The 16,345-nt window shown below is 43.8% G+C and carries 26 protein-coding genes; all 26 read left to right on the plus strand.

Annotated features, from left to right (window positions below; genetic code table 11):
• Position 1 precedes the first annotated feature (1 nt).
• The 26 genes from bet (at position 2) to K1J09_RS08840 (ending at position 16,332) form a co-directional block, all read left to right on the plus strand.
• A complete protein-coding gene (bet, locus tag K1J09_RS08715; RefSeq protein ID WP_223324047.1) occupies positions 2 to 778 on the plus strand; it encodes a phage recombination protein Bet in 777 nt (258 codons plus the stop codon).
• The gene (locus K1J09_RS08720) at positions 779 to 1,921 is read left to right on the plus strand and encodes a DUF1351 domain-containing protein (protein ID WP_223324046.1); all 1,143 of its coding nucleotides are present in this window, start codon (positions 779 to 781) and stop codon (positions 1,919 to 1,921) included.
• A 218-nt stretch (positions 1,922 to 2,139) separates the two neighbouring features.
• Positions 2,140 to 2,583 carry a Cas9 inhibitor AcrIIA9 family protein gene (locus tag K1J09_RS08725; protein WP_223324045.1) on the plus strand — a complete coding sequence of 148 codons (444 nt, stop codon included), beginning with the start codon at positions 2,140 to 2,142 and terminating at the stop codon, positions 2,581 to 2,583.
• A complete protein-coding gene (locus tag K1J09_RS08730; RefSeq protein ID WP_223324044.1) occupies positions 2,580 to 3,962 on the plus strand; it encodes a PcfJ domain-containing protein in 1,383 nt (460 codons plus the stop codon). The genes K1J09_RS08725 and K1J09_RS08730 overlap by 4 nt, the downstream gene beginning before the upstream one ends.
• Before the next feature lie 9 nt (positions 3,963 to 3,971).
• A complete protein-coding gene (locus tag K1J09_RS08735; protein WP_223324043.1) occupies positions 3,972 to 4,304 on the plus strand; it encodes a hypothetical protein in 333 nt (110 codons plus the stop codon).
• A complete protein-coding gene (locus tag K1J09_RS08740) occupies positions 4,301 to 4,807 on the plus strand; it encodes a crossover junction endodeoxyribonuclease RuvC (RefSeq protein ID WP_223324042.1) in 507 nt (168 codons plus the stop codon). Before K1J09_RS08735 ends, K1J09_RS08740 begins: the two co-directional genes overlap by 4 nt.
• A gap of 4 nt (positions 4,808 to 4,811) precedes the next feature.
• Positions 4,812 to 5,012: a hypothetical protein gene (locus K1J09_RS08745; protein ID WP_223324041.1), complete on the plus strand. Its 201-nt coding sequence runs from the start codon at positions 4,812 to 4,814 to the stop codon at positions 5,010 to 5,012.
• On the plus strand, positions 4,993 to 5,178 hold the full coding sequence (locus tag K1J09_RS08750; protein WP_223324040.1) for a hypothetical protein: 186 nt from the start codon (positions 4,993 to 4,995) through the stop codon (positions 5,176 to 5,178). Before K1J09_RS08745 ends, K1J09_RS08750 begins: the two co-directional genes overlap by 20 nt.
• Positions 5,175 to 5,525 carry a hypothetical protein gene (locus K1J09_RS08755; protein WP_223324039.1) on the plus strand — a complete coding sequence of 117 codons (351 nt, stop codon included), beginning with the start codon at positions 5,175 to 5,177 and terminating at the stop codon, positions 5,523 to 5,525. The genes K1J09_RS08750 and K1J09_RS08755 overlap by 4 nt, the downstream gene beginning before the upstream one ends.
• 76 nt (positions 5,526 to 5,601) lie before the next feature.
• Positions 5,602 to 6,009 (plus strand): DUF1492 domain-containing protein, encoded by a 408-nt coding sequence (locus tag K1J09_RS08760; protein WP_223324038.1) that lies wholly within the window; start codon positions 5,602 to 5,604, stop codon positions 6,007 to 6,009.
• Positions 6,010 to 6,237: 228 nt separating this feature from the next.
• Positions 6,238 to 6,720 carry a terminase small subunit gene (locus tag K1J09_RS08765; protein ID WP_223324037.1) on the plus strand — a complete coding sequence of 161 codons (483 nt, stop codon included), beginning with the start codon at positions 6,238 to 6,240 and terminating at the stop codon, positions 6,718 to 6,720.
• 2 nt (positions 6,721 to 6,722) lie between these two features.
• Entirely contained in the window at positions 6,723 to 8,012 is a 1,290-nt protein-coding gene (locus K1J09_RS08770) for a PBSX family phage terminase large subunit (RefSeq protein WP_223324815.1), read from the plus strand.
• Positions 8,013 to 8,029: 17 nt separating this feature from the next.
• The gene (locus K1J09_RS08775; protein WP_223324036.1) at positions 8,030 to 9,538 is read left to right on the plus strand and encodes a phage portal protein; all 1,509 of its coding nucleotides are present in this window, start codon (positions 8,030 to 8,032) and stop codon (positions 9,536 to 9,538) included.
• Between the two features lie 5 nt (positions 9,539 to 9,543).
• On the plus strand, positions 9,544 to 11,169 hold the full coding sequence (locus tag K1J09_RS08780; protein WP_223324035.1) for a phage minor capsid protein: 1,626 nt from the start codon (positions 9,544 to 9,546) through the stop codon (positions 11,167 to 11,169).
• Complete coding sequence (locus K1J09_RS08785) at positions 11,166 to 11,387, plus strand: hypothetical protein (RefSeq protein ID WP_223324034.1); 222 nt, start codon at positions 11,166 to 11,168, stop codon at positions 11,385 to 11,387. Before K1J09_RS08780 ends, K1J09_RS08785 begins: the two co-directional genes overlap by 4 nt.
• A 129-nt stretch (positions 11,388 to 11,516) precedes the next feature.
• Positions 11,517 to 12,086: a phage scaffolding protein gene (locus tag K1J09_RS08790; protein ID WP_223324033.1), complete on the plus strand. Its 570-nt coding sequence runs from the start codon at positions 11,517 to 11,519 to the stop codon at positions 12,084 to 12,086.
• Positions 12,087 to 12,116: 30 nt separating this feature from the next.
• Complete coding sequence (locus tag K1J09_RS08795) at positions 12,117 to 12,941, plus strand: N4-gp56 family major capsid protein (protein ID WP_223324032.1); 825 nt, start codon at positions 12,117 to 12,119, stop codon at positions 12,939 to 12,941.
• Between the two features lie 12 nt (positions 12,942 to 12,953).
• On the plus strand, positions 12,954 to 13,121 hold the full coding sequence (locus tag K1J09_RS08800) for a hypothetical protein (RefSeq protein ID WP_223324031.1): 168 nt from the start codon (positions 12,954 to 12,956) through the stop codon (positions 13,119 to 13,121).
• 4 nt (positions 13,122 to 13,125) lie between these two features.
• Positions 13,126 to 13,314: a hypothetical protein gene (locus tag K1J09_RS08805; RefSeq protein WP_223324030.1), complete on the plus strand. Its 189-nt coding sequence runs from the start codon at positions 13,126 to 13,128 to the stop codon at positions 13,312 to 13,314.
• An 11-nt stretch (positions 13,315 to 13,325) separates the two neighbouring features.
• Entirely contained in the window at positions 13,326 to 13,727 is a 402-nt protein-coding gene (locus tag K1J09_RS08810; RefSeq protein ID WP_223324029.1) for a hypothetical protein, read from the plus strand.
• Complete coding sequence (locus K1J09_RS08815; RefSeq protein WP_223324028.1) at positions 13,717 to 14,049, plus strand: putative minor capsid protein; 333 nt, start codon at positions 13,717 to 13,719, stop codon at positions 14,047 to 14,049. Before K1J09_RS08810 ends, K1J09_RS08815 begins: the two co-directional genes overlap by 11 nt.
• Entirely contained in the window at positions 14,049 to 14,411 is a 363-nt protein-coding gene (locus K1J09_RS08820; RefSeq protein ID WP_223324027.1) for a minor capsid protein, read from the plus strand. The genes K1J09_RS08815 and K1J09_RS08820 overlap by 1 nt, the downstream gene beginning before the upstream one ends.
• Entirely contained in the window at positions 14,408 to 14,809 is a 402-nt protein-coding gene (locus tag K1J09_RS08825; RefSeq protein WP_223324026.1) for a minor capsid protein, read from the plus strand. Before K1J09_RS08820 ends, K1J09_RS08825 begins: the two co-directional genes overlap by 4 nt.
• 7 nt (positions 14,810 to 14,816) lie before the next feature.
• Positions 14,817 to 15,278, plus strand: coding sequence for a phage tail tube protein (locus K1J09_RS08830; RefSeq protein ID WP_223324025.1), 462 nt, complete (start codon positions 14,817 to 14,819; stop codon positions 15,276 to 15,278).
• 59 nt (positions 15,279 to 15,337) lie between these two features.
• Positions 15,338 to 15,697 carry a hypothetical protein gene (locus K1J09_RS08835; RefSeq protein ID WP_223324024.1) on the plus strand — a complete coding sequence of 120 codons (360 nt, stop codon included), beginning with the start codon at positions 15,338 to 15,340 and terminating at the stop codon, positions 15,695 to 15,697.
• Positions 15,698 to 15,699: 2 nt separating this feature from the next.
• Positions 15,700 to 16,332 (plus strand): Gp15 family bacteriophage protein, encoded by a 633-nt coding sequence (locus K1J09_RS08840; protein ID WP_223324023.1) that lies wholly within the window; start codon positions 15,700 to 15,702, stop codon positions 16,330 to 16,332.
• Positions 16,333 to 16,345: the final 13 nt, after the last annotated feature.

Below are 16,345 nucleotides of genomic sequence, written 5' to 3' on the forward strand. Positions count from 1 at the left end.
AATGGCAAATGAAATATCGACACAAAAAGCAAAGCGAGATATATCAATCAATACAATGGACTGGACAGCCCAAGACATCAAACAGTATTTTGACCCAGACAACCTTTTGACGCCGAAACAAGTTGGGATGGCGTTGTCGCTCATTAAAGGGCGAGATTTAAATCCGTTAGCCAACGAGGTTTACATTGTCGCCTATCGTAAAAAGAACGGCGGAACAGAGTTTAGCTTGATTGTATCAAAAGAAGCTTTCCTAAAACGAGCAAATCGCAATCCGCAGCTTGAAGGCTTTGAAGCTGGAATTGTTGTAATTAACGAAAGCGGTTTGCAAGAGGAAAGAAAAGGCGCACTCGTTCTGCCTAATGACGAACTTGTCGGTGGATGGGCTAGAGTTTATCGAAAAGATTTTCGTGTGCCGGTTGAAGTCTATGTCAGCATGAAAGAGTACAACAAAAGCCAGAGCACTTGGAACTCAATGCCGGCTACTATGATACGGAAAACAGCTCTAGTAAATGCACTTCGTGAAGCATTCCCAGAAGACCTTGGCAATATGTATACCGAAGATGACGGCGGGGAGACTTTTGACCGTATTAAAGATGTCACACCGCAAGAAAGCCGCGAAGAAGTGCTAGCTCGCAAGCAGCAGCAAATCGAACAGATGAAACAGGAAGTTGCAGAGCGAGAAGCAAAGCAGCAAGCAGAAGCTACACCATCAGTCGATCCTGAAACTAGCGAAGTGCTAGGCCAAGAAATGGATCTGTTGGAGGGAGAGGAGTTTTAGATGGCCACAAAAACAAAAGATGTGACAGATAGCTTGGAGCTGATTCCGGTGACTGACTTAAATTTTGACTTTAAACTGACGCCGGCCAAAATTGAAATTGAAGGCAAGGAAGTTCTGGAGCAGGCCCTGGCAGCCTACCAGAAGAAATATGCAGGCTATGTCGTAACTGAAGATACCATTGTCGGCGACACTGCTGTCAAGAACGAGCTAGGACGAGTAGAGCGCCAACTCACAGCAGCAGTCAAGGAAAAGCTAGACGAATACAGCAATCCGCTTGACGAGGTTAAGGCATGGGTCAAAGACATTCTTGGCCCGGTAAAAGCGCTAAAGGAAGATATTGCAGAGCAAATCAAGAACTTTGAAGCTAAAGAAACCGAAAATCGCAAACAGACAGTCAAGGAAGCTTTTGAGGCTGCAATCGCAGAGAAAGAGACGGACCTTGATATCAACCTCTTTGCCATCCACTTTGACGACCTGGCTAAGAAAAAATGCTTTATGGCCGACAACGTGCGCATTAATCAAGCGACGCTTAAGATTATCAGCGACCTGGTAGCAGAAGAAGCGACTAAAAAGCAGCAACGCGAGACTGGTCTTATACAAATCTCAGAAGCAGCCGGAAAGGCTGGCTTTGGCCCGGCTGTCTATATCAGACGTTACGAGCAAGGCGCGGCATTAGGAGATGTTCTGCAGGCCATTCTTGATGATAAGGAACTAGCTGACCGATCTAAGGAAAAGGCAGAACTAGCAAAGCGCATTGAGGAAATAACGTCTATTGCAGAAGCTAAGAACCTAGCTCCCCAGAAATACGTTGACATGCTCAAGGCTGGCAAGTCTGCCCTGGATGTCATCAACATCCTGCATGCAGACGCAGCGGAAATGAGGCGGGCTCAAGCTGAAACTAGGCGAAATACGCAATCAGAAGCGGATGAATTACTTTACAATCAATTTTATGGCGCCTCAGAAGCTACTGACAGCGATTTAAACCAAGAAGACGTCGGTAAAAAATATGGTTTTAAATTTACCGTTGATTTGATTTTCCCAGCGGAGAACGCAAAGGAAACCAAAGATCAATTTAAAGAATGGCTCAACGATCACGGAGTGCAGTTTGAACCAAAATCAAAATCAGTAAAGGTGGAAATGTGAAATGATTAAATTTATCAAAGAAGCAGGAATGGCTCTGCTATGGGTATTTTTAGGATACCTAGTCGGAGAACGCAATAGCAAAAAGTAATAAAACAAGTCGGGCATCCTTGTAAAACTGCGAACTAGAAAGCGTCAATCGGTTATGTGACCAATGGACGAGCGACTGCCCGTATTTAGCCAAACTCACACAAAGGCAGTCGCATTTTTTTAGAAATGATATGACTGAAATCAAAGAAAAAGCCCTAGCGAAGATGCTGGAGGAGTTAAACAAACCGCATGATATCGCAATGGACCGCATTCATAACTGGATATGCGACCAAGAAGACGAGAATTTGTTCCAGGGGATCTTGAAAGATGGGTACTCAATTAAATGCTCTCTTGACTACGCAAAGAACAAGGCACGCAAGTTTGCAGAGAATGGTGTCGCCTGCATTGATGACGAAACGGTCTATGGCTGGGTCAAGGAATACTTCCTGAGCAATTCCAGTGTATCTACACTGCGCCAAGTACCGGTCGAAGCTAGGAAGAAACAAGTTAACACTAATCCTAAACCACAACAAACAGCTGTCAAGGTTCAAGAGCCTGAGCAACTCAAGAAGAAGATTAAGAAAGAGAAAGGAGTAGTCGAAGGGCAGTTGGACCTTTTCGCAGATTTGGCATGAGCAAGATCAACGAACAATGCAAGCGAGAAGCTGACAGACGATTGAAACCACCTGCAGACTTCTGGAGCTGGTGCTACTCGCAAATCACAACATACAAGTGGAGTAATAAGGACAAGACCATAATCGCTTCAGATTTGGGCCTTGGCTATTGTATCGAAAAGCGACTCACAAAGTCGTCTCGGCTTACTTTTTACGATAAGACCTACTTTTTCTCTATCATTCTCAGCACCTCGAAGCGCATCGAGATCCAATCTTATGAATTTCGATCAAAATTAGTCGACGGAAAGCAGTTCATTGATTGGAATTTTACAAATTTAGAGCGATTTGAAAATGATAAGCATGTGAAAATCGGCCAAGATTACACCGGACAATATTATCCGTATCTATTTGCCAATTATTTTGGAGGCGGATATTATACAGGCAATAAATTCTATCCGAACAACTGGATTGAAAAGCTGAAAAAAGTATCCGAACTTAAATATTTGAAATTTGGGGATATTGCCTACTGGGAAATCGAACGTCTCTACAAATACAAATTTGAAATTGAATTTGTCCAGAAAATTCATGCTTACAAATTAGCCAATGAAATCATGGGTTATGTGTACAACTGGTCACCATCTACCGGTTATACAAAAGGCGTGGATATGCGAACCTTAAACCGCAGATGGCTCCAGAAGAATAAACAATTTTTCAAAAATTCAAATCGCAGTTTCACTGAGTTCGAGCTTAGTCGCCGGATTAAAGAACGAAACGGCAAACTTGCGCCAGGTATTGAGTCTTATCTTACTTACCATGATATCAAGCATATACCGAAAGGTGTCGGGATCAATAAATTCCAAAATTGGGTCATTAAGCAAAAACTTGATTTTAAAGAGTATATGGACTACTTAAAAATGCTGGACGCAATGGGAATTGAGCCTGAGGGTGATGCCATGCTTGTTCCTAAAGACTTTAATGCTATGCACCAACACACAGTAGAGCTTTATAATCAATTCTTAGAGGACGAGCGCAAGCGGAAGAAAGCCGAGGAAGACAAGAAGCTGGAGACTGAGTTTAAACGACGTAAGAAACTGGACAAGGTCGTCAGTGGGTACAGGTTCCATGTGCCGGACAAGGTCGCAGAGCTTATCTACGAAGGCAAGAAACTTCACCACTGCGTCAGCTCATATACCGATAAGCACTTTAAAGGCCAGACAACAATCGTTTTTGTCAGGGCTGAGAACGCCCCAGAATGCCCACTATACACTCTAGAAGTAAAAGCGGGTCATATAGTCCAGTTCAGAGGGAAATATAACCACAGCGTCCCTGACGAGGTCTGGGATATAGCCAGAGACTGGATGCAGCAAGTCAAATTAATTAAAACCACTACAGCAGCGTAAGGAGAAAATATGCACAAGATAAAAGTTACAGAAAATATTGAAGCGCTGATTGAGCGTCAAAATCGCACAATCGAAGTTACTACAAGCCTGCCTTGGGATATTGGAGTGGAATTTGCACATCAAGACCAAGACGTTAGCCTTGACGAGAGCGGTGACATCTTTGAGCCTGTCTTTGAACTGGCATTATATGCAAAACCTAAGCAAAAATTGTCTCTTACATCATCTGGCCAAGCAAACACGCACAAAAAAGAAGTTGCAGAAATCATGAAGTTTTTTGACTTCGTAAATGACAACAAGAAAAACCTGTTTGAAATGACAGGTGTGATGGGAGTTGTGGAATGAGTCTAATACTATCCATTGACGCAAGCACGAGCGCTACAGGTTGGGCCGTTTTTGACGGCTCACAGCTTGTAGAAAGCGGGGTGATCAAGGCCAAGGGCAGCTTTTTAGAGCGAGCTCTAGTTATGGCCTCAGAGTTGCGAAAAGTCCAGCTGCGGACAATTAAAGAGCGAGGAAAACCCTTTGAGTCAATTGCCATTGAAAAGAACAATGTCGGAGGTGTCAATCAGCAATCAGTCATTAAGATTGGTATTGCAACAGGAATCATTCTAGGGAAACTGATAGCTGATGATGTTTATTTTGTCAATGTCTCAACCTGGCGCAAGTACAGTGCTATCAAGGGCCGAGGGAAGAAAGAGCTGAAACAGCAGGCCATCAGCTTAGTTAGCCAACTCTATCAGAAACAAGTCAAGGACGACGAAGCAGACGCAATCATGATTGGTCGCTACTTCGTTGAAATGATTGATTTTAAGGACGGACTAGAAAGTCATAGATTGAGCAGGTGACAGTATGACGAAGTCAGATTTAGAGGCTTACAAAATAAGTCTTGAGCGCTGCAGAAATCGACTAGCAGACAAACAGGCGGAAAAAGAAGTTATATCCTCTTTTGGCCATGGAGCAGCAACTAGACGCAGGGAACGGATGCGTGAGAATATCCGCAATTTAGAAGAGAAAATCAAGGAGTTGGAACATGCAGCAATCAAGAATTGAGAGACTTGAGCACGAAGTGGCCAGGCTGCGGATATTGACAACGTTGGCCATGGCAGTTCTCATTGCAACACTACTAGTCTTTGTTTATGCGGCTCAAGGACAACTTAATCAAATCAAAGAACTAACAACAAGGCTGGAGCAAGTGGAAGGAGCGATAAGGAAATGATAGATAAACTTCACGAAATGATTGACGCAATTTATGGCTGGTCTGTAGAAAACGAGGAAATCAAGGCGCCTGAACCGGACTTGCCAAAAGCAGTTACGGAACGTGTGGATTATTTTTTGGAAATGATAGACGACGGATTGACATTTCTCGGATTGCTTGATTTCATCTTTTCCGATAAAAAGCCCGCAGATTATGACTTTGGAGCTTCCAAAGATTGGCTGCCGAAATCAAAAGAATTTGATGAATGGGTAGGAATTTTTCCAAGCTTAGCTCAGATGGCTATTGCAACCTATATCATTTTCAGGAACGCAAAAAAGGAGAAAACAGATGACACCAAAATTACTTAAATAAAAAAGGCCGACACACTGCAGCCCTTCGGTATATTTTCGATAAACCTATTATACCACAAAAGGGAGGCAAAAAGTGAGTAAGGCTAAAGAATTATTAAACGAGCTGCAAAGTCTAGATTTAGATATTCAGAGCAGGATAGATGAAATCAACGAGCTTGAAGCTGGTTTGCTTTCGAGCCCTAAGTTTAAGTCTGATAAAATCAAAGGAGGGCCAACTCGGAAAATTGATGATGTCTACTGCCAGCTTATCGTGATGAAGGAAGCCATAGAACAGGACACAAGCAAAATCATCATGCGAAAGATTGAACTTGGACGAATGATCAATAAGCTGAAAAATCCAAGACATAGGACGGTGCTTAGGATGACTTATATCATCAAGCAAGATGTCTTCGATATATGCGATAAGCTAGACATTAGTCAGAGTTCTTACTATTCGCAGCGGAAGACTGCCATTGAAGAACTGGATAAAATTCTGGAATAATTTGGAATAACTTAGATAAATCTAGTGTGCACTGTGGCTCTGATGTGCTAGAATGGTAGTATCAAGATTTGAAGTTAAGACACCTTAGGTAAAAAGCCTAGAAAAGCTTCGACAAAAACTGCCAGCTTGGGTTACTGGTGGCGATAGAGTAGGATGTTTTAATATCGCAAGGCAAGGCATTTATTGCCTTGCTTTTTTATTCCACAAGAAAGCGAGGTAGTCCAGTGAGTGGGTAATCTTACGGTTAAGCAAGAGAAGTTCGTCCAAGGTATAATCTCCGGACTATCTCAGAGACAGGCATATAGAGAGGCTTATCCATCAGCCAAAAAGTGGTTAGATAGTAGCGTGGATAGCAAGGCAGTAGTCCTCTTGCAAAATGCAAAGGTTATGAAAAGGTATAGAGAGCTTCTAAAGGAGTTCTCTAACATGTCCTTGTGGTCCAGGGAGCAAGCTTTCAATGAATATGAGTGGTTAAAAAACAAAGCTCGAGCAAGCATTGAACAAGACGGAATCAGACAAGCCAATTCCAATGCTTTTCTCTCTGCTCTGGATGGCATGAATGAAATGGCATGGAAGGATCTAGAGCTGACAGACGAGAAGCTGAGGAAAGAAATCGAGCTGCTTAAGATTAAGATTGAGAGTGGCCAAGGCTCTAAGTCTGATACAAGTCTCATGACGGCCCTTTTGGAAGCCGTGAAAGGCGGTGACTAGCTTTGGATATAACCTTTTCTAAGAAGCAGCTAGATATCATCAAGCGGCCTTTTAATTATGAGCTAGAGGTCAACGAAGGCACCCCCCGAAGTGGCAAGACTACGGCTGGCCACTTTCGATACGCCAGGTACCTGATTGAGTCTCCGGACGAAAATCACCTTATAGCAGCCTATAACCAAGAGCAAGCTTACCGTCTATTTATCGATGGTGATGGCACAGGTCTAATGCACATCTTCGACGGCGCTTGTAAAATCAAGCACGACGAGCATGGCGATCACTTGCTTATCGACACGCCAAACGGGCAGAAACGGGTCTATTACAAAGGCGGCGGCAAGGTAAACAGCGTTGGAGCTATTACTGGTATGTCACTAGGATCTGTGGTTTTTTGTGAGATCAATCTCTTGCACATGGATTTTATTCAGGAAGCGCTGCGGCGTACCTGGGCGGCTAAGCTACGCTATCATCTAGCAGACCTCAACCCTCCAGCACCTCAGCACCCGGTCATCAAGGATGTTTTCGACGTGCAAAACACACGCTGGACGCATTGGACTATGGATGACAATCCTATTCTTTCTGATGAGCGGAAGCAGTCCATCATTCAATCGCTGAAGAAAAACCCTTATCTCTATAAGCGGGATGTACTCGGCCAACGTGTCATGCCTCAAGGCGTCATATATGGCCTGTTTGACCTCGAGAAGAATATCAGCGATATATTGACCGGACAGCCTGTAGAGATGTATTTCTGCGGTGATGGTGGCCAATCAGATGCGACATCCATGAGCTGCAATATCGTAACAAGACACAGAGAAGATGACAAGACTTTCTTCCGTCTCAACCGTGTTGCTCATTACTACCATAGCGGAGCGGATACAGGACAGGTTAAAGCAATGTCCACTTATGCAGTCGAGCTCAAAGCATTTATTCAGTGGTGTGTTAGCAAGTACCAGATGCGCTATACAGATGTCTGGATTGACCCGGCTTGTAGGTCTCTGAGAGAAGAGCTACATAAACTTGGAATACAGACCAGAGGAGCCATGAACAACGCTCATGACGTCAGCAGCAAAGCGAAAGGTATTGAGGTAGGGATTGAACGTGGTCAAAATATTATCTCATCTGGCCAGTTCTTGCTTATCAATCACTCTGAAGAGGAGTACGATCATTATCACTTTTTGAAAGAAATCGGTCTTTACAGCCGAGATGATAACGGCAGGCCCATTGATAAAGATAACCACGCAATGGATGAATGTAGATATAGCGTGAACGTGTTCTATACACGATACGCCAATTTTTAGCAACAAGGAGCCAGTAAATGGGCATCATACAGACTATTAGAAATCTATTTAAGAGAGGACAGTACGCAATGACGACAGACAGTCTGACAAGCATTACAGACCACCCAAAAATCGCTGTCACTAGCGCAGAATATCGACGCATTAACGATAATCTGAGGTATTTTCAAAGCAAGTGGCCTAAGGTTGAATATCTAAATACAGATGGAATCAGGAAGCGTAGGAAAGCCAATCATTTACCGATTGCACGAACAGCAGCTAAGAAGATTGCGAGCCTGGTATTTAACGAGCAGGCAGAAATCAAACTAGATGACGATATTGCTAACAAATTCGTCCAGAAGACACTGACAAATGACCGCTTTAACAAGAACTTTGAACGGTACCTTGAGAGTTGTTTAGCTCTTGGAGGTCTTGCTATGCGGCCTTATGTGGATAACGAACGAGTGCGGGTGTCATTCGTGCAAGCGCCGGTGTTCTTGCCTTTACAATCCAATACTCAGGATGTATCAAGCGCCGCTATCGTGACCAAGACGGTAAAGTCTGAAGACAAGAGAAATGTGTATTACACGTTGATTGAGTTTCACGAATGGGCAAAGGATGGAAAGTATATTGTCACGAACGAACTTTACAAGTCAAAGGATGTTGATAAGGTTGGCGATCGTGTGGCTTTGGCCGAACTTTACGAGGACCTTGAAGAAACGGTAGAACTTGACGGGTTATCTCGCCCGCTCTTTACTTACCTAAAACCACCAGGGATGAATAACAAGGACATCAATTCGCCCCTCGGTCTGTCTATCTTTGACAATGCTAAGAGCACCATCGACTTTATCAATACCACTTACGATGAATTTAAATGGGAAGTCAAGATGGGGCAACGCAGGGTAGCAGTGCCTGAAAATCTAACTGAGACAAGGATGGTTTCAACAGATGGTGACGTTCGTACTGTCCAAAGATTTGACAGCGAACAGAATGTCTATCTGAGACTTTCGACAAGCGATATGGATGGAGGTCAGCTCACAGATCTAACGACTCCTATCAGAGCTGAAGACTATATCAAGACTATTAACGAGGGGCTGAGCCTTTTTGAGATGCTTCTAGGAGTATCTGCAGGGATGTTTACCTTTGACGGCCAGAGCTTGAAGACGGCCACAGAAGTAGTCTCAGAGAACTCGGATACTTATCAAATGCGCAACAGTATTGTGAGCCTGGTAGAGCAATCAATCAAAGAGTTAATCATCTCAATATGTGAAATAGGCAAGCTTTATAACCTCTATCATGGAGAAGTCCCGGAGATGGCCAATATTACAGTCAATCTTGACGACGGCGTATTTACGGACAAAAACAATGAGCTGGAATACTACACCAAGGCGCTGGCAAGCGGACTTGTAAGCCGTGAATATGCTATCCAGAAAGCGCTGGGAGTATCGGAAGAAGAAGCTAAGAAGATGATTGTAGCTATCCAAAACGAAGCTCTGGCGGCCAGTAGTCAGGCCAGAACTCAAGAAGACATTGACATTTACGGAGAATAAACAACATGGCCAAAAGCAAGAAGAAGCCAATCAAACTGAATGATGAACAGCTCTTGCTAGAGGCTAGTCAAGCAGCGGACATCTACCACCAGCTAACCTTAGACCTCTTTGACCAGGTCATTGATCGATTAAAAGAGAGGGGGACGGTCAGTCTTGAGGAGAACCCCTACATCTGGCAGCTTGAGAAGATGTCAGAGATGGGCTTGCTCAATGATGACAATGTCAAGCTCATTGCTGAGCGGTCAGGGATAGCTGAGCAACAGCTTAGACATGTCATAGAGGGCGAGGGATACAGGGTCTACCAAGACACCAAGCAACAACTCTTAGATACGCTGGGAAAGTCAGGGAGTGTTGTAAATAGTGAACTTCAAGATCTCCTTGCTTCGTATGTCAGCCAGACCATGAGCGACATCAGCAACCTTACAAATTCAACCCTGCCGGCCAGTGTCCGAAGTGTCTATCAATCCATAGTTGAGGAGTCCGCGGCGGCTGTTATAACAGGTTTAAAGACCGCTGACAAGGCCATATCAGACACTGTCATGAAATGGGCTGACAAAGGCTTTTATGGCTTTACAGATAGCTCAGGGAAACGCTGGAAAGCAGATACTTATGCCAGGAACCTGATTAAATCCACCGCCTGGAGGACATACAACGAGGCCAGAACAGCACCAGCTGAGGAACTCGGGATAGATACTTTTTACTACTCACAAAAGCCAGCGGCCCGAGAAATGTGTGCTCCTCTACAGCACAGGATAGTTACCACTGGAAAAGCTCGGACGGAGCATGGTGAGAAAATTTTGGCTCTGGATGACTACGGTTACGGAAGTCCAGGAGGATGCCGAGGCGTCAACTGTAGCCATGTCATGACACCTTTTGTAGTTGGAGCTAACTACAAGCCTGAACTTGGGCCAGATGTAAAGGATATCACGCCTGAGCAGGCGATAGAAAACGCCAATGCAGAAGCAAAGCAGAGAGCCCTAGAGCGTTCTATTCGGAACAACAAGGAAAAGCTGCACGTCGCCGAAAAGCTGGGTGACCCGGAGCTTATAAATCGCTACAAAAACAAAGTACAAATCCAGCAGGGAGCCATGAGGCAATACCTGAAAGATAAGCCATTCTTACATCGGGATTACAGTCGGGAAAAGTACTACAGCGACCCCTACACACAGGCCAAGAAAGAGGTTAAGCTTAGGGAAAATCTAGCCAAGCTCGAAAAGCGCAGATCAGAGCAAAAAGAAATGCAGAAAAAGTTCAATTTTGCTGTTGAAAGTGGTATAATTAAGACAGAAATTAACAACGAGCATTTTGAGCGGCATGTTAAAGGGACTAGAGGGTATGAAGATTATCTAAATTCTAACCTGGCCAAAGGAAAGAACATGCCAAGTTATCTGACAATCACAAAAGAAGAATGCCAGAAATTAGTGGATCGCTATGCTGGAACTGGACAATTTAAGTACAATCCAAAAACAGATAAAATGCAGGAAATCATCTCACAAAACAAACCTATCGGAACTTATATAGACCCTAAAACTGGGCAAGTTATCGAAGATGTTACTGATTTCCGCATTCATTACAGTAAAACCGGTGCGCATATCGTACCAACTATCAAAGGGAAAGGGAAACGAAAATGAGTAAGAAGTTATGGAATTATCTACGCTCAAAAGTTCGCGTAGTTGATATTAATGGCAATGTCATTAGCGGACTTGTTACGGATTTTGTCGATGAAATAGATAACGACGAGCAAGATGAAATCACTATCCTCATTGACGGATTAAATCCTGACAGCCCGACCGAGGTTTCTCTATATGAGAGAGATATCTCGTCAATCCAAGTAATAACTGGCGCATAGTTAAATCTAGGCGCTTTTCTAACGTTTAAAAATTAAGACTGGCTTTGCCGGTCTTTTTTCTTGCCCTGGAGCATGGCGTAAAACTGTCTGAATTCGTCCATGTGACGTAAAAAAGGAGGAGTTTTAGACATGAGTTTAAAACGAGAAATGTTAGTCGAAGCCGGTATTGAGGACAAAGAGCAGCTTGATAAAATCATGGCAGCGTACGGGTCAGGGATTGAGTCAGCGAAGTCCGGATTGCAGGCAGAGATTGACAGTTACAAACAGCAACTTGAGCAACGAGACCAAGCTATCAAGGACTTACAGGACAAAGAGGGAGCGAGTGAGGAAGCTAAGAAGCAGCTAGCAGACCTACAGGCTCAATTTGAAACCTACAAGACGGACAGCGAGGCTAATCTTGCACAGTTGCAAAAGACCAATGCTGTAGCCCTTGCTTTGAAAGATGTAGGAGCTTACAACTCTGAGGACCTCATGAAGTTTATTGACCTAGACAAGATTGAACTAGGCGAGGACGGGAAACCAGTCCTAGAAGAAACTATCAACGGTCTTAAAGAGTCTAGCCCTTACTTGTTCCAACAAGGACAAGAGCAAGCAAAGCCGCAACCGCGCTTTTCAGCTGGTGGAAATCCACCTGCAGATCCTGGCGCAGAATTATCGGCAGAAGATAAAGCCTTATTCGCTGGCTTCGATAGCGTATAAAACCAAAATAAAGAAAAGAGGAAAAACTAAATGGCAGTAAATTATGCAGCTAAATTTGACAGCAAAGTTGATGAGCGCTTTGCTAAAGAAGCCCTATCTACAGGTATCATCAACCAAGATTTTGAATTCACAGGGGTTGATACGGTAAAAGTATACTCAGTACCAACATCTAAGATGAACGATTACAAGACAACTGGTCAAAATCGTTACGGAGAAGCCGAAGAACTTGGTAACACAGTACAAACAATGGTGTTGACAAAAGACCGTTCATTCACTTTCACTATCGACAAGAAATCAGAGCAGGATACAAATGGCGTAATGGAAGCCGGCAAGGCTCTAGCTCGTCAGTTGTCAGAAGTTGTGATCCCTGAAATCGATACTTACCGATTTGCAACTATCGTGGCTGGAGCTGACGCTGAACATGTTGCAACTGGAGCGGTGACCAAGACTAATGCCTATGAACTCGTTCTTGATGGACAAGTGAAATTGACAGATGCTTTCATCCCAACAGCTGGACGCGTTCTTCATGTCTCTCCTAAATTCTACAAGCTAATCAAACTCGACCCAACTTTTGTGAAAAATTCTGACCTTGGTCAAGAAATCACAATCAAGGGCCAAGTTGGTATGATTGACGGTTTGCCAGTAGTCTTGACGCCTACATCACGTTTGCCTCAAAATGTAGAGTTTGTTATCGCTCACCCTGTGGCCACTACATCTCCTGTTAAGTTAGAAGACTACAAGATCCACGACAACCCGCCAGGAATTAACGGCAAGCTCGTCGAGGGTCGTATCCGTTACGACGCTTTCGTTCTTGACAACAAGAAGAAAGCTATCTATGTTCACAAAACTGCTTAAAGGAGATAGGTAATGGCTAATACCGAAATCGATAAAACTGTATTGGAAGAGTCTAAAGACGCCAATGCCATTTCCGAAAGAGTCAACGTCACTTTAACTAAAGACGGGGTATCTTTTACTCTGTCTGATCCTTTTGTGATTTCGGCTTTTGAAAAACAAGGCTACAAAAAGGAGGTTTGACTAAATGGCTAGTTATATAGCAACTAAGAACTTCTACATGGAAAAGTCTGACCGTCAATTTGACGAAGGAAAGGTCTATGACCTGCAGACATACGAAGCGGACGAAATCAACAAGCAAATCACAGCTGTTTATGGCGAGGAATGGCTGAAATATCGTGAAGAAAGAATCGGAGAGGTTGAATCAACCTCTTAAGGAGGTGTTAAATGCCCTATTTGACCAAACAAGAGTATAAAGACCTCGGTTTTGGCGAGACGACAGACTTTGATAGTTTGCTTAAGCGTGCTGAAATGGCTGTAGATCTCTACACTCGGGATTTCTACTCTTACAATGACTTTGAGCGTGATTTTGAGCCAAGGCGGCGGGCTGTAAAGCGAGCCACGGCCTTTCAGGTTGCTTATCTGGATAGCACGGGCATCATGACGGCCGAGGACAAGCAGGCAGTGGCCAGCATGTCAGTAGGTCGAACATCTGTAAGCTATCAAAACAGTTCTCAGAGCTCATCTCAGGGGCTTTCTTTAGCTGCTCGCTATAATCTATCTCGGGATGCAGAAAACTGGTTGAAATCGGCCGGATTTGGATTTGTGAGGGTAGAATATGATAGATAAGAGAATGCTTCCTGACTCTGTTAAAATCCAGAAACCAGCAGGAAAGGATGACTGGGGCAAAGAAACCTATTCAGAGCCCTTGTTACTATCCCCTTGCAAGTTTGACCGAGTCTTATCTCACACAGGAGCCGGAAGCAACAGAAGCGAGACGAAACCATCAACGGTGATTGTTTACCCTCAATTCTGTCCGGTTGAATTGGACAAGTCTTACTTGGGTGGTGTCATCGATGATGACGGCACCCTTTATCTTGTACGCAGTATCATCCCGCAGTATCATCCGCTAACCAGAAAGCTTCTAGCTTATGAAATCGAGGTGATTTGATGTCTGGAGGTGTCAAGGTGTCTTTTAATCTCAATGGGATTGAGAGAAAGGTTTCTCCTCAGGCTCTGGCTAAAGGAAAGCTAGCCATAGCTAACCAGATGCTCTTGGATATGGATCAATTTGTCCCTCGTAAAGGAGGAGACTTGAGAGGGAGCGGAAGCGTCCAGAGAGACCGAATCACTTACTCAAAGCCATATGCTAGAGCTCAATACTATGGCAGTTCTTACAACAAGAACAGAAGCTTTAAATTTAGGAGGTATTCAACTCCAGGAACTGGCCCAAGGTGGGACAAGAAGGCATCAGCTATCCATGCGAAAGACTGGTCCAAGGTCGGCCTTAGAGCCATGGGAGTACGAACATGATCAATAACAACGACTTTTCGACGGTTCTGCTAAATCATATCAAGAAACTGAATCTGGCTATACCAGCTAGACTTGACTACTTGGGAGAACATGAGGACTTGGTTATCTATCCGCTGCCAGGTGGCAAGGTAGAGGCAGAAGATATGGCAGGCACGCAGACAGTGAGCCTGCCTTTTGAAATTGCTATCAAGTCGCAGGATCAGTCACTAACCAACGCCACATTGTGGCTTATTAATACTTCTCTATCGCAGCTTGATTTGGACTTACCTAGTCTGAATCAGTCATACGAATTTTTAGGTCTTGAAGTAGCTAAGCCGTTTTTGAATGACTTAGACGAACAAGGCTTCTACATTTATCAGCTGGATATCACAGCCAGCCTCGAAATAGAAAGGAAATAACAAAAACATGGCAAAACGCAAAAACGCCCTACGGAAACACTACATCGCTCCGTTTGATCCGGCAACACAAGATACAGAGCCAGCTAAAGAAAAATACAAATGGCTTGCAAAGGACATCACATCGTCTTCTCCGGAAGTTGACGAACAGACAGACGACTCTGCAGACTTCGCAGGTGATGGAACGCCTGTAGAAACAATCACATCAGTCAAGCGCGGACGCTCTTTTGAAGGCAAGCGTAATGACACTGACGAAGCTCAGAATATGATTGCAGATATGCAGGACGAAGTGGGAGACGGCCGTAAAGTATGGTACAAGGAAGTGGATGCTGACGGCAAAAACCAGCGGGTAGGAGTAGCCACTGTCTCTGAAATTGAAATTGGAGATGGCGAAGCGACTGAACATGAAGGCTTTAAAGCTAAAATCATGTGGGATCAGAAACCGAAAAAATCTGCTGTAGTCCCTGGTTAAATTTGAGTGAGGGCGTACAATATGCGCCCTCTTATTTTGTGTAAAGGAGAAAAAATCAAATGGTAGTAATCAATTTACGGAACAAGGTAATCCCGATCGACTTTGGAGAGTTTCAGTTTGAATTTTCAAAGAGTGACGAAAACATCGAGAAGATGCAGTCATTTGCTCAAGATCTGCAGTTAGAGGCTCAGAAAATTGTGGACGAGGACGGCAAAGGAGATGTAACCAAAGCAAGAGAAATTCTTAAACTTGCCTACAATGGTATCTTTGGCGATGGTTCTTTTGACAAGGTCTATAATCTCTCTGGACAGTCCACTGTCGACTGTATTAATTATTTCATTGAGATTATGCAGGGTGTTGAACAGGAGCAAATCTCGAAAGAAAGTCAAGAATTGCTTGATCGATATCTTGGTAAGTAGCCATGTTTGATTTATCAAGGAGATTTAGAGATGAACTAGTCCTTGATGATAAGAGCTACCCGCTTGACCTGTCTTTTGACAATGTTTTGAGGCTCTTCGACATGATACATGATGACTACATCCCTGTTATAGCCAAGCCTATCTTTGCCTTGAAAATATTGCTGAAGACCAGCACTGATAGCGAGAAGCGGGCGGCTGATAGTCTTTTGGAACACCTGGATATTGAAACGACCTTAGAAATCTATAAACGGATTTCCGAGGAACACGTCGTCATCAAAAGTTCCAGAGGCGAGGTTAAAGAGTATGACTTGGCTGGCAACCTTATTGAACGTACACCAATAGATGATGACGAGGAAGAAGATGAAAAAGAACCGCTTTTTTCTTTGAAATATGACGGTGTTTACATCTATTCCTCATTTCTGCAGGCGTACAATATAGATTTAATTGAGGTCCAGGGTAAACTTCACTGGCAGAAGTTTAATGCTCTTTTAAATGGACTTCCAAGCAATACGAAGTTCGCAGAAGTCCTGAAAATACGCTCGTGGGAGCCTCAAAAAGACGACACTCAGGAATACATCAGCAGCATGCGAAAGCTACAAACAGAATATGCATTGCCAGAAGAAATTGATTACTAACGAAAGGAGGAAC

The organism is Streptococcus sanguinis, assembly GCF_019928825.1.
Lineage (GTDB): Bacteria > Bacillota > Bacilli > Lactobacillales > Streptococcaceae > Streptococcus > Streptococcus sanguinis_L.

Bases quoted from the DNA above. Each gene is read 5' to 3' on its own strand.
- bet (WP_223324047.1), top strand. From the start codon at position 2: ATGGCAAATGAAATATCGACACAAAAAGCAAAGCGAGATATATCAATC.
- K1J09_RS08720 (WP_223324046.1), top strand. From the start codon at position 779: ATGGCCACAAAAACAAAAGATGTGACAGATAGCTTGGAGCTGATTCCG.
- K1J09_RS08725 (WP_223324045.1), top strand. From the start codon at position 2,140: ATGACTGAAATCAAAGAAAAAGCCCTAGCGAAGATGCTGGAGGAGTTA.
- K1J09_RS08730 (WP_223324044.1), top strand. From the start codon at position 2,580: ATGAGCAAGATCAACGAACAATGCAAGCGAGAAGCTGACAGACGATTG.
- K1J09_RS08735 (WP_223324043.1), top strand. From the start codon at position 3,972: ATGCACAAGATAAAAGTTACAGAAAATATTGAAGCGCTGATTGAGCGT.
- K1J09_RS08740 (WP_223324042.1), top strand. From the start codon at position 4,301: ATGAGTCTAATACTATCCATTGACGCAAGCACGAGCGCTACAGGTTGG.
- K1J09_RS08745 (WP_223324041.1), top strand. From the start codon at position 4,812: ATGACGAAGTCAGATTTAGAGGCTTACAAAATAAGTCTTGAGCGCTGC.
- K1J09_RS08750 (WP_223324040.1), top strand. From the start codon at position 4,993: ATGCAGCAATCAAGAATTGAGAGACTTGAGCACGAAGTGGCCAGGCTG.
- K1J09_RS08755 (WP_223324039.1), top strand. From the start codon at position 5,175: ATGATAGATAAACTTCACGAAATGATTGACGCAATTTATGGCTGGTCT.
- K1J09_RS08775 (WP_223324036.1), top strand. From the start codon at position 8,030: ATGGGCATCATACAGACTATTAGAAATCTATTTAAGAGAGGACAGTAC.
- K1J09_RS08780 (WP_223324035.1), top strand. From the start codon at position 9,544: ATGGCCAAAAGCAAGAAGAAGCCAATCAAACTGAATGATGAACAGCTC.
- K1J09_RS08785 (WP_223324034.1), top strand. From the start codon at position 11,166: ATGAGTAAGAAGTTATGGAATTATCTACGCTCAAAAGTTCGCGTAGTT.
- K1J09_RS08790 (WP_223324033.1), top strand. From the start codon at position 11,517: ATGAGTTTAAAACGAGAAATGTTAGTCGAAGCCGGTATTGAGGACAAA.
- K1J09_RS08795 (WP_223324032.1), top strand. From the start codon at position 12,117: ATGGCAGTAAATTATGCAGCTAAATTTGACAGCAAAGTTGATGAGCGC.
- K1J09_RS08800 (WP_223324031.1), top strand. From the start codon at position 12,954: ATGGCTAATACCGAAATCGATAAAACTGTATTGGAAGAGTCTAAAGAC.
- K1J09_RS08805 (WP_223324030.1), top strand. From the start codon at position 13,126: ATGGCTAGTTATATAGCAACTAAGAACTTCTACATGGAAAAGTCTGAC.
- K1J09_RS08810 (WP_223324029.1), top strand. From the start codon at position 13,326: ATGCCCTATTTGACCAAACAAGAGTATAAAGACCTCGGTTTTGGCGAG.
- K1J09_RS08815 (WP_223324028.1), top strand. From the start codon at position 13,717: ATGATAGATAAGAGAATGCTTCCTGACTCTGTTAAAATCCAGAAACCA.
- K1J09_RS08820 (WP_223324027.1), top strand. From the start codon at position 14,049: ATGTCTGGAGGTGTCAAGGTGTCTTTTAATCTCAATGGGATTGAGAGA.
- K1J09_RS08825 (WP_223324026.1), top strand. From the start codon at position 14,408: ATGATCAATAACAACGACTTTTCGACGGTTCTGCTAAATCATATCAAG.
- K1J09_RS08830 (WP_223324025.1), top strand. From the start codon at position 14,817: ATGGCAAAACGCAAAAACGCCCTACGGAAACACTACATCGCTCCGTTT.
- K1J09_RS08835 (WP_223324024.1), top strand. From the start codon at position 15,338: ATGGTAGTAATCAATTTACGGAACAAGGTAATCCCGATCGACTTTGGA.
- K1J09_RS08840 (WP_223324023.1), top strand. From the start codon at position 15,700: ATGTTTGATTTATCAAGGAGATTTAGAGATGAACTAGTCCTTGATGAT.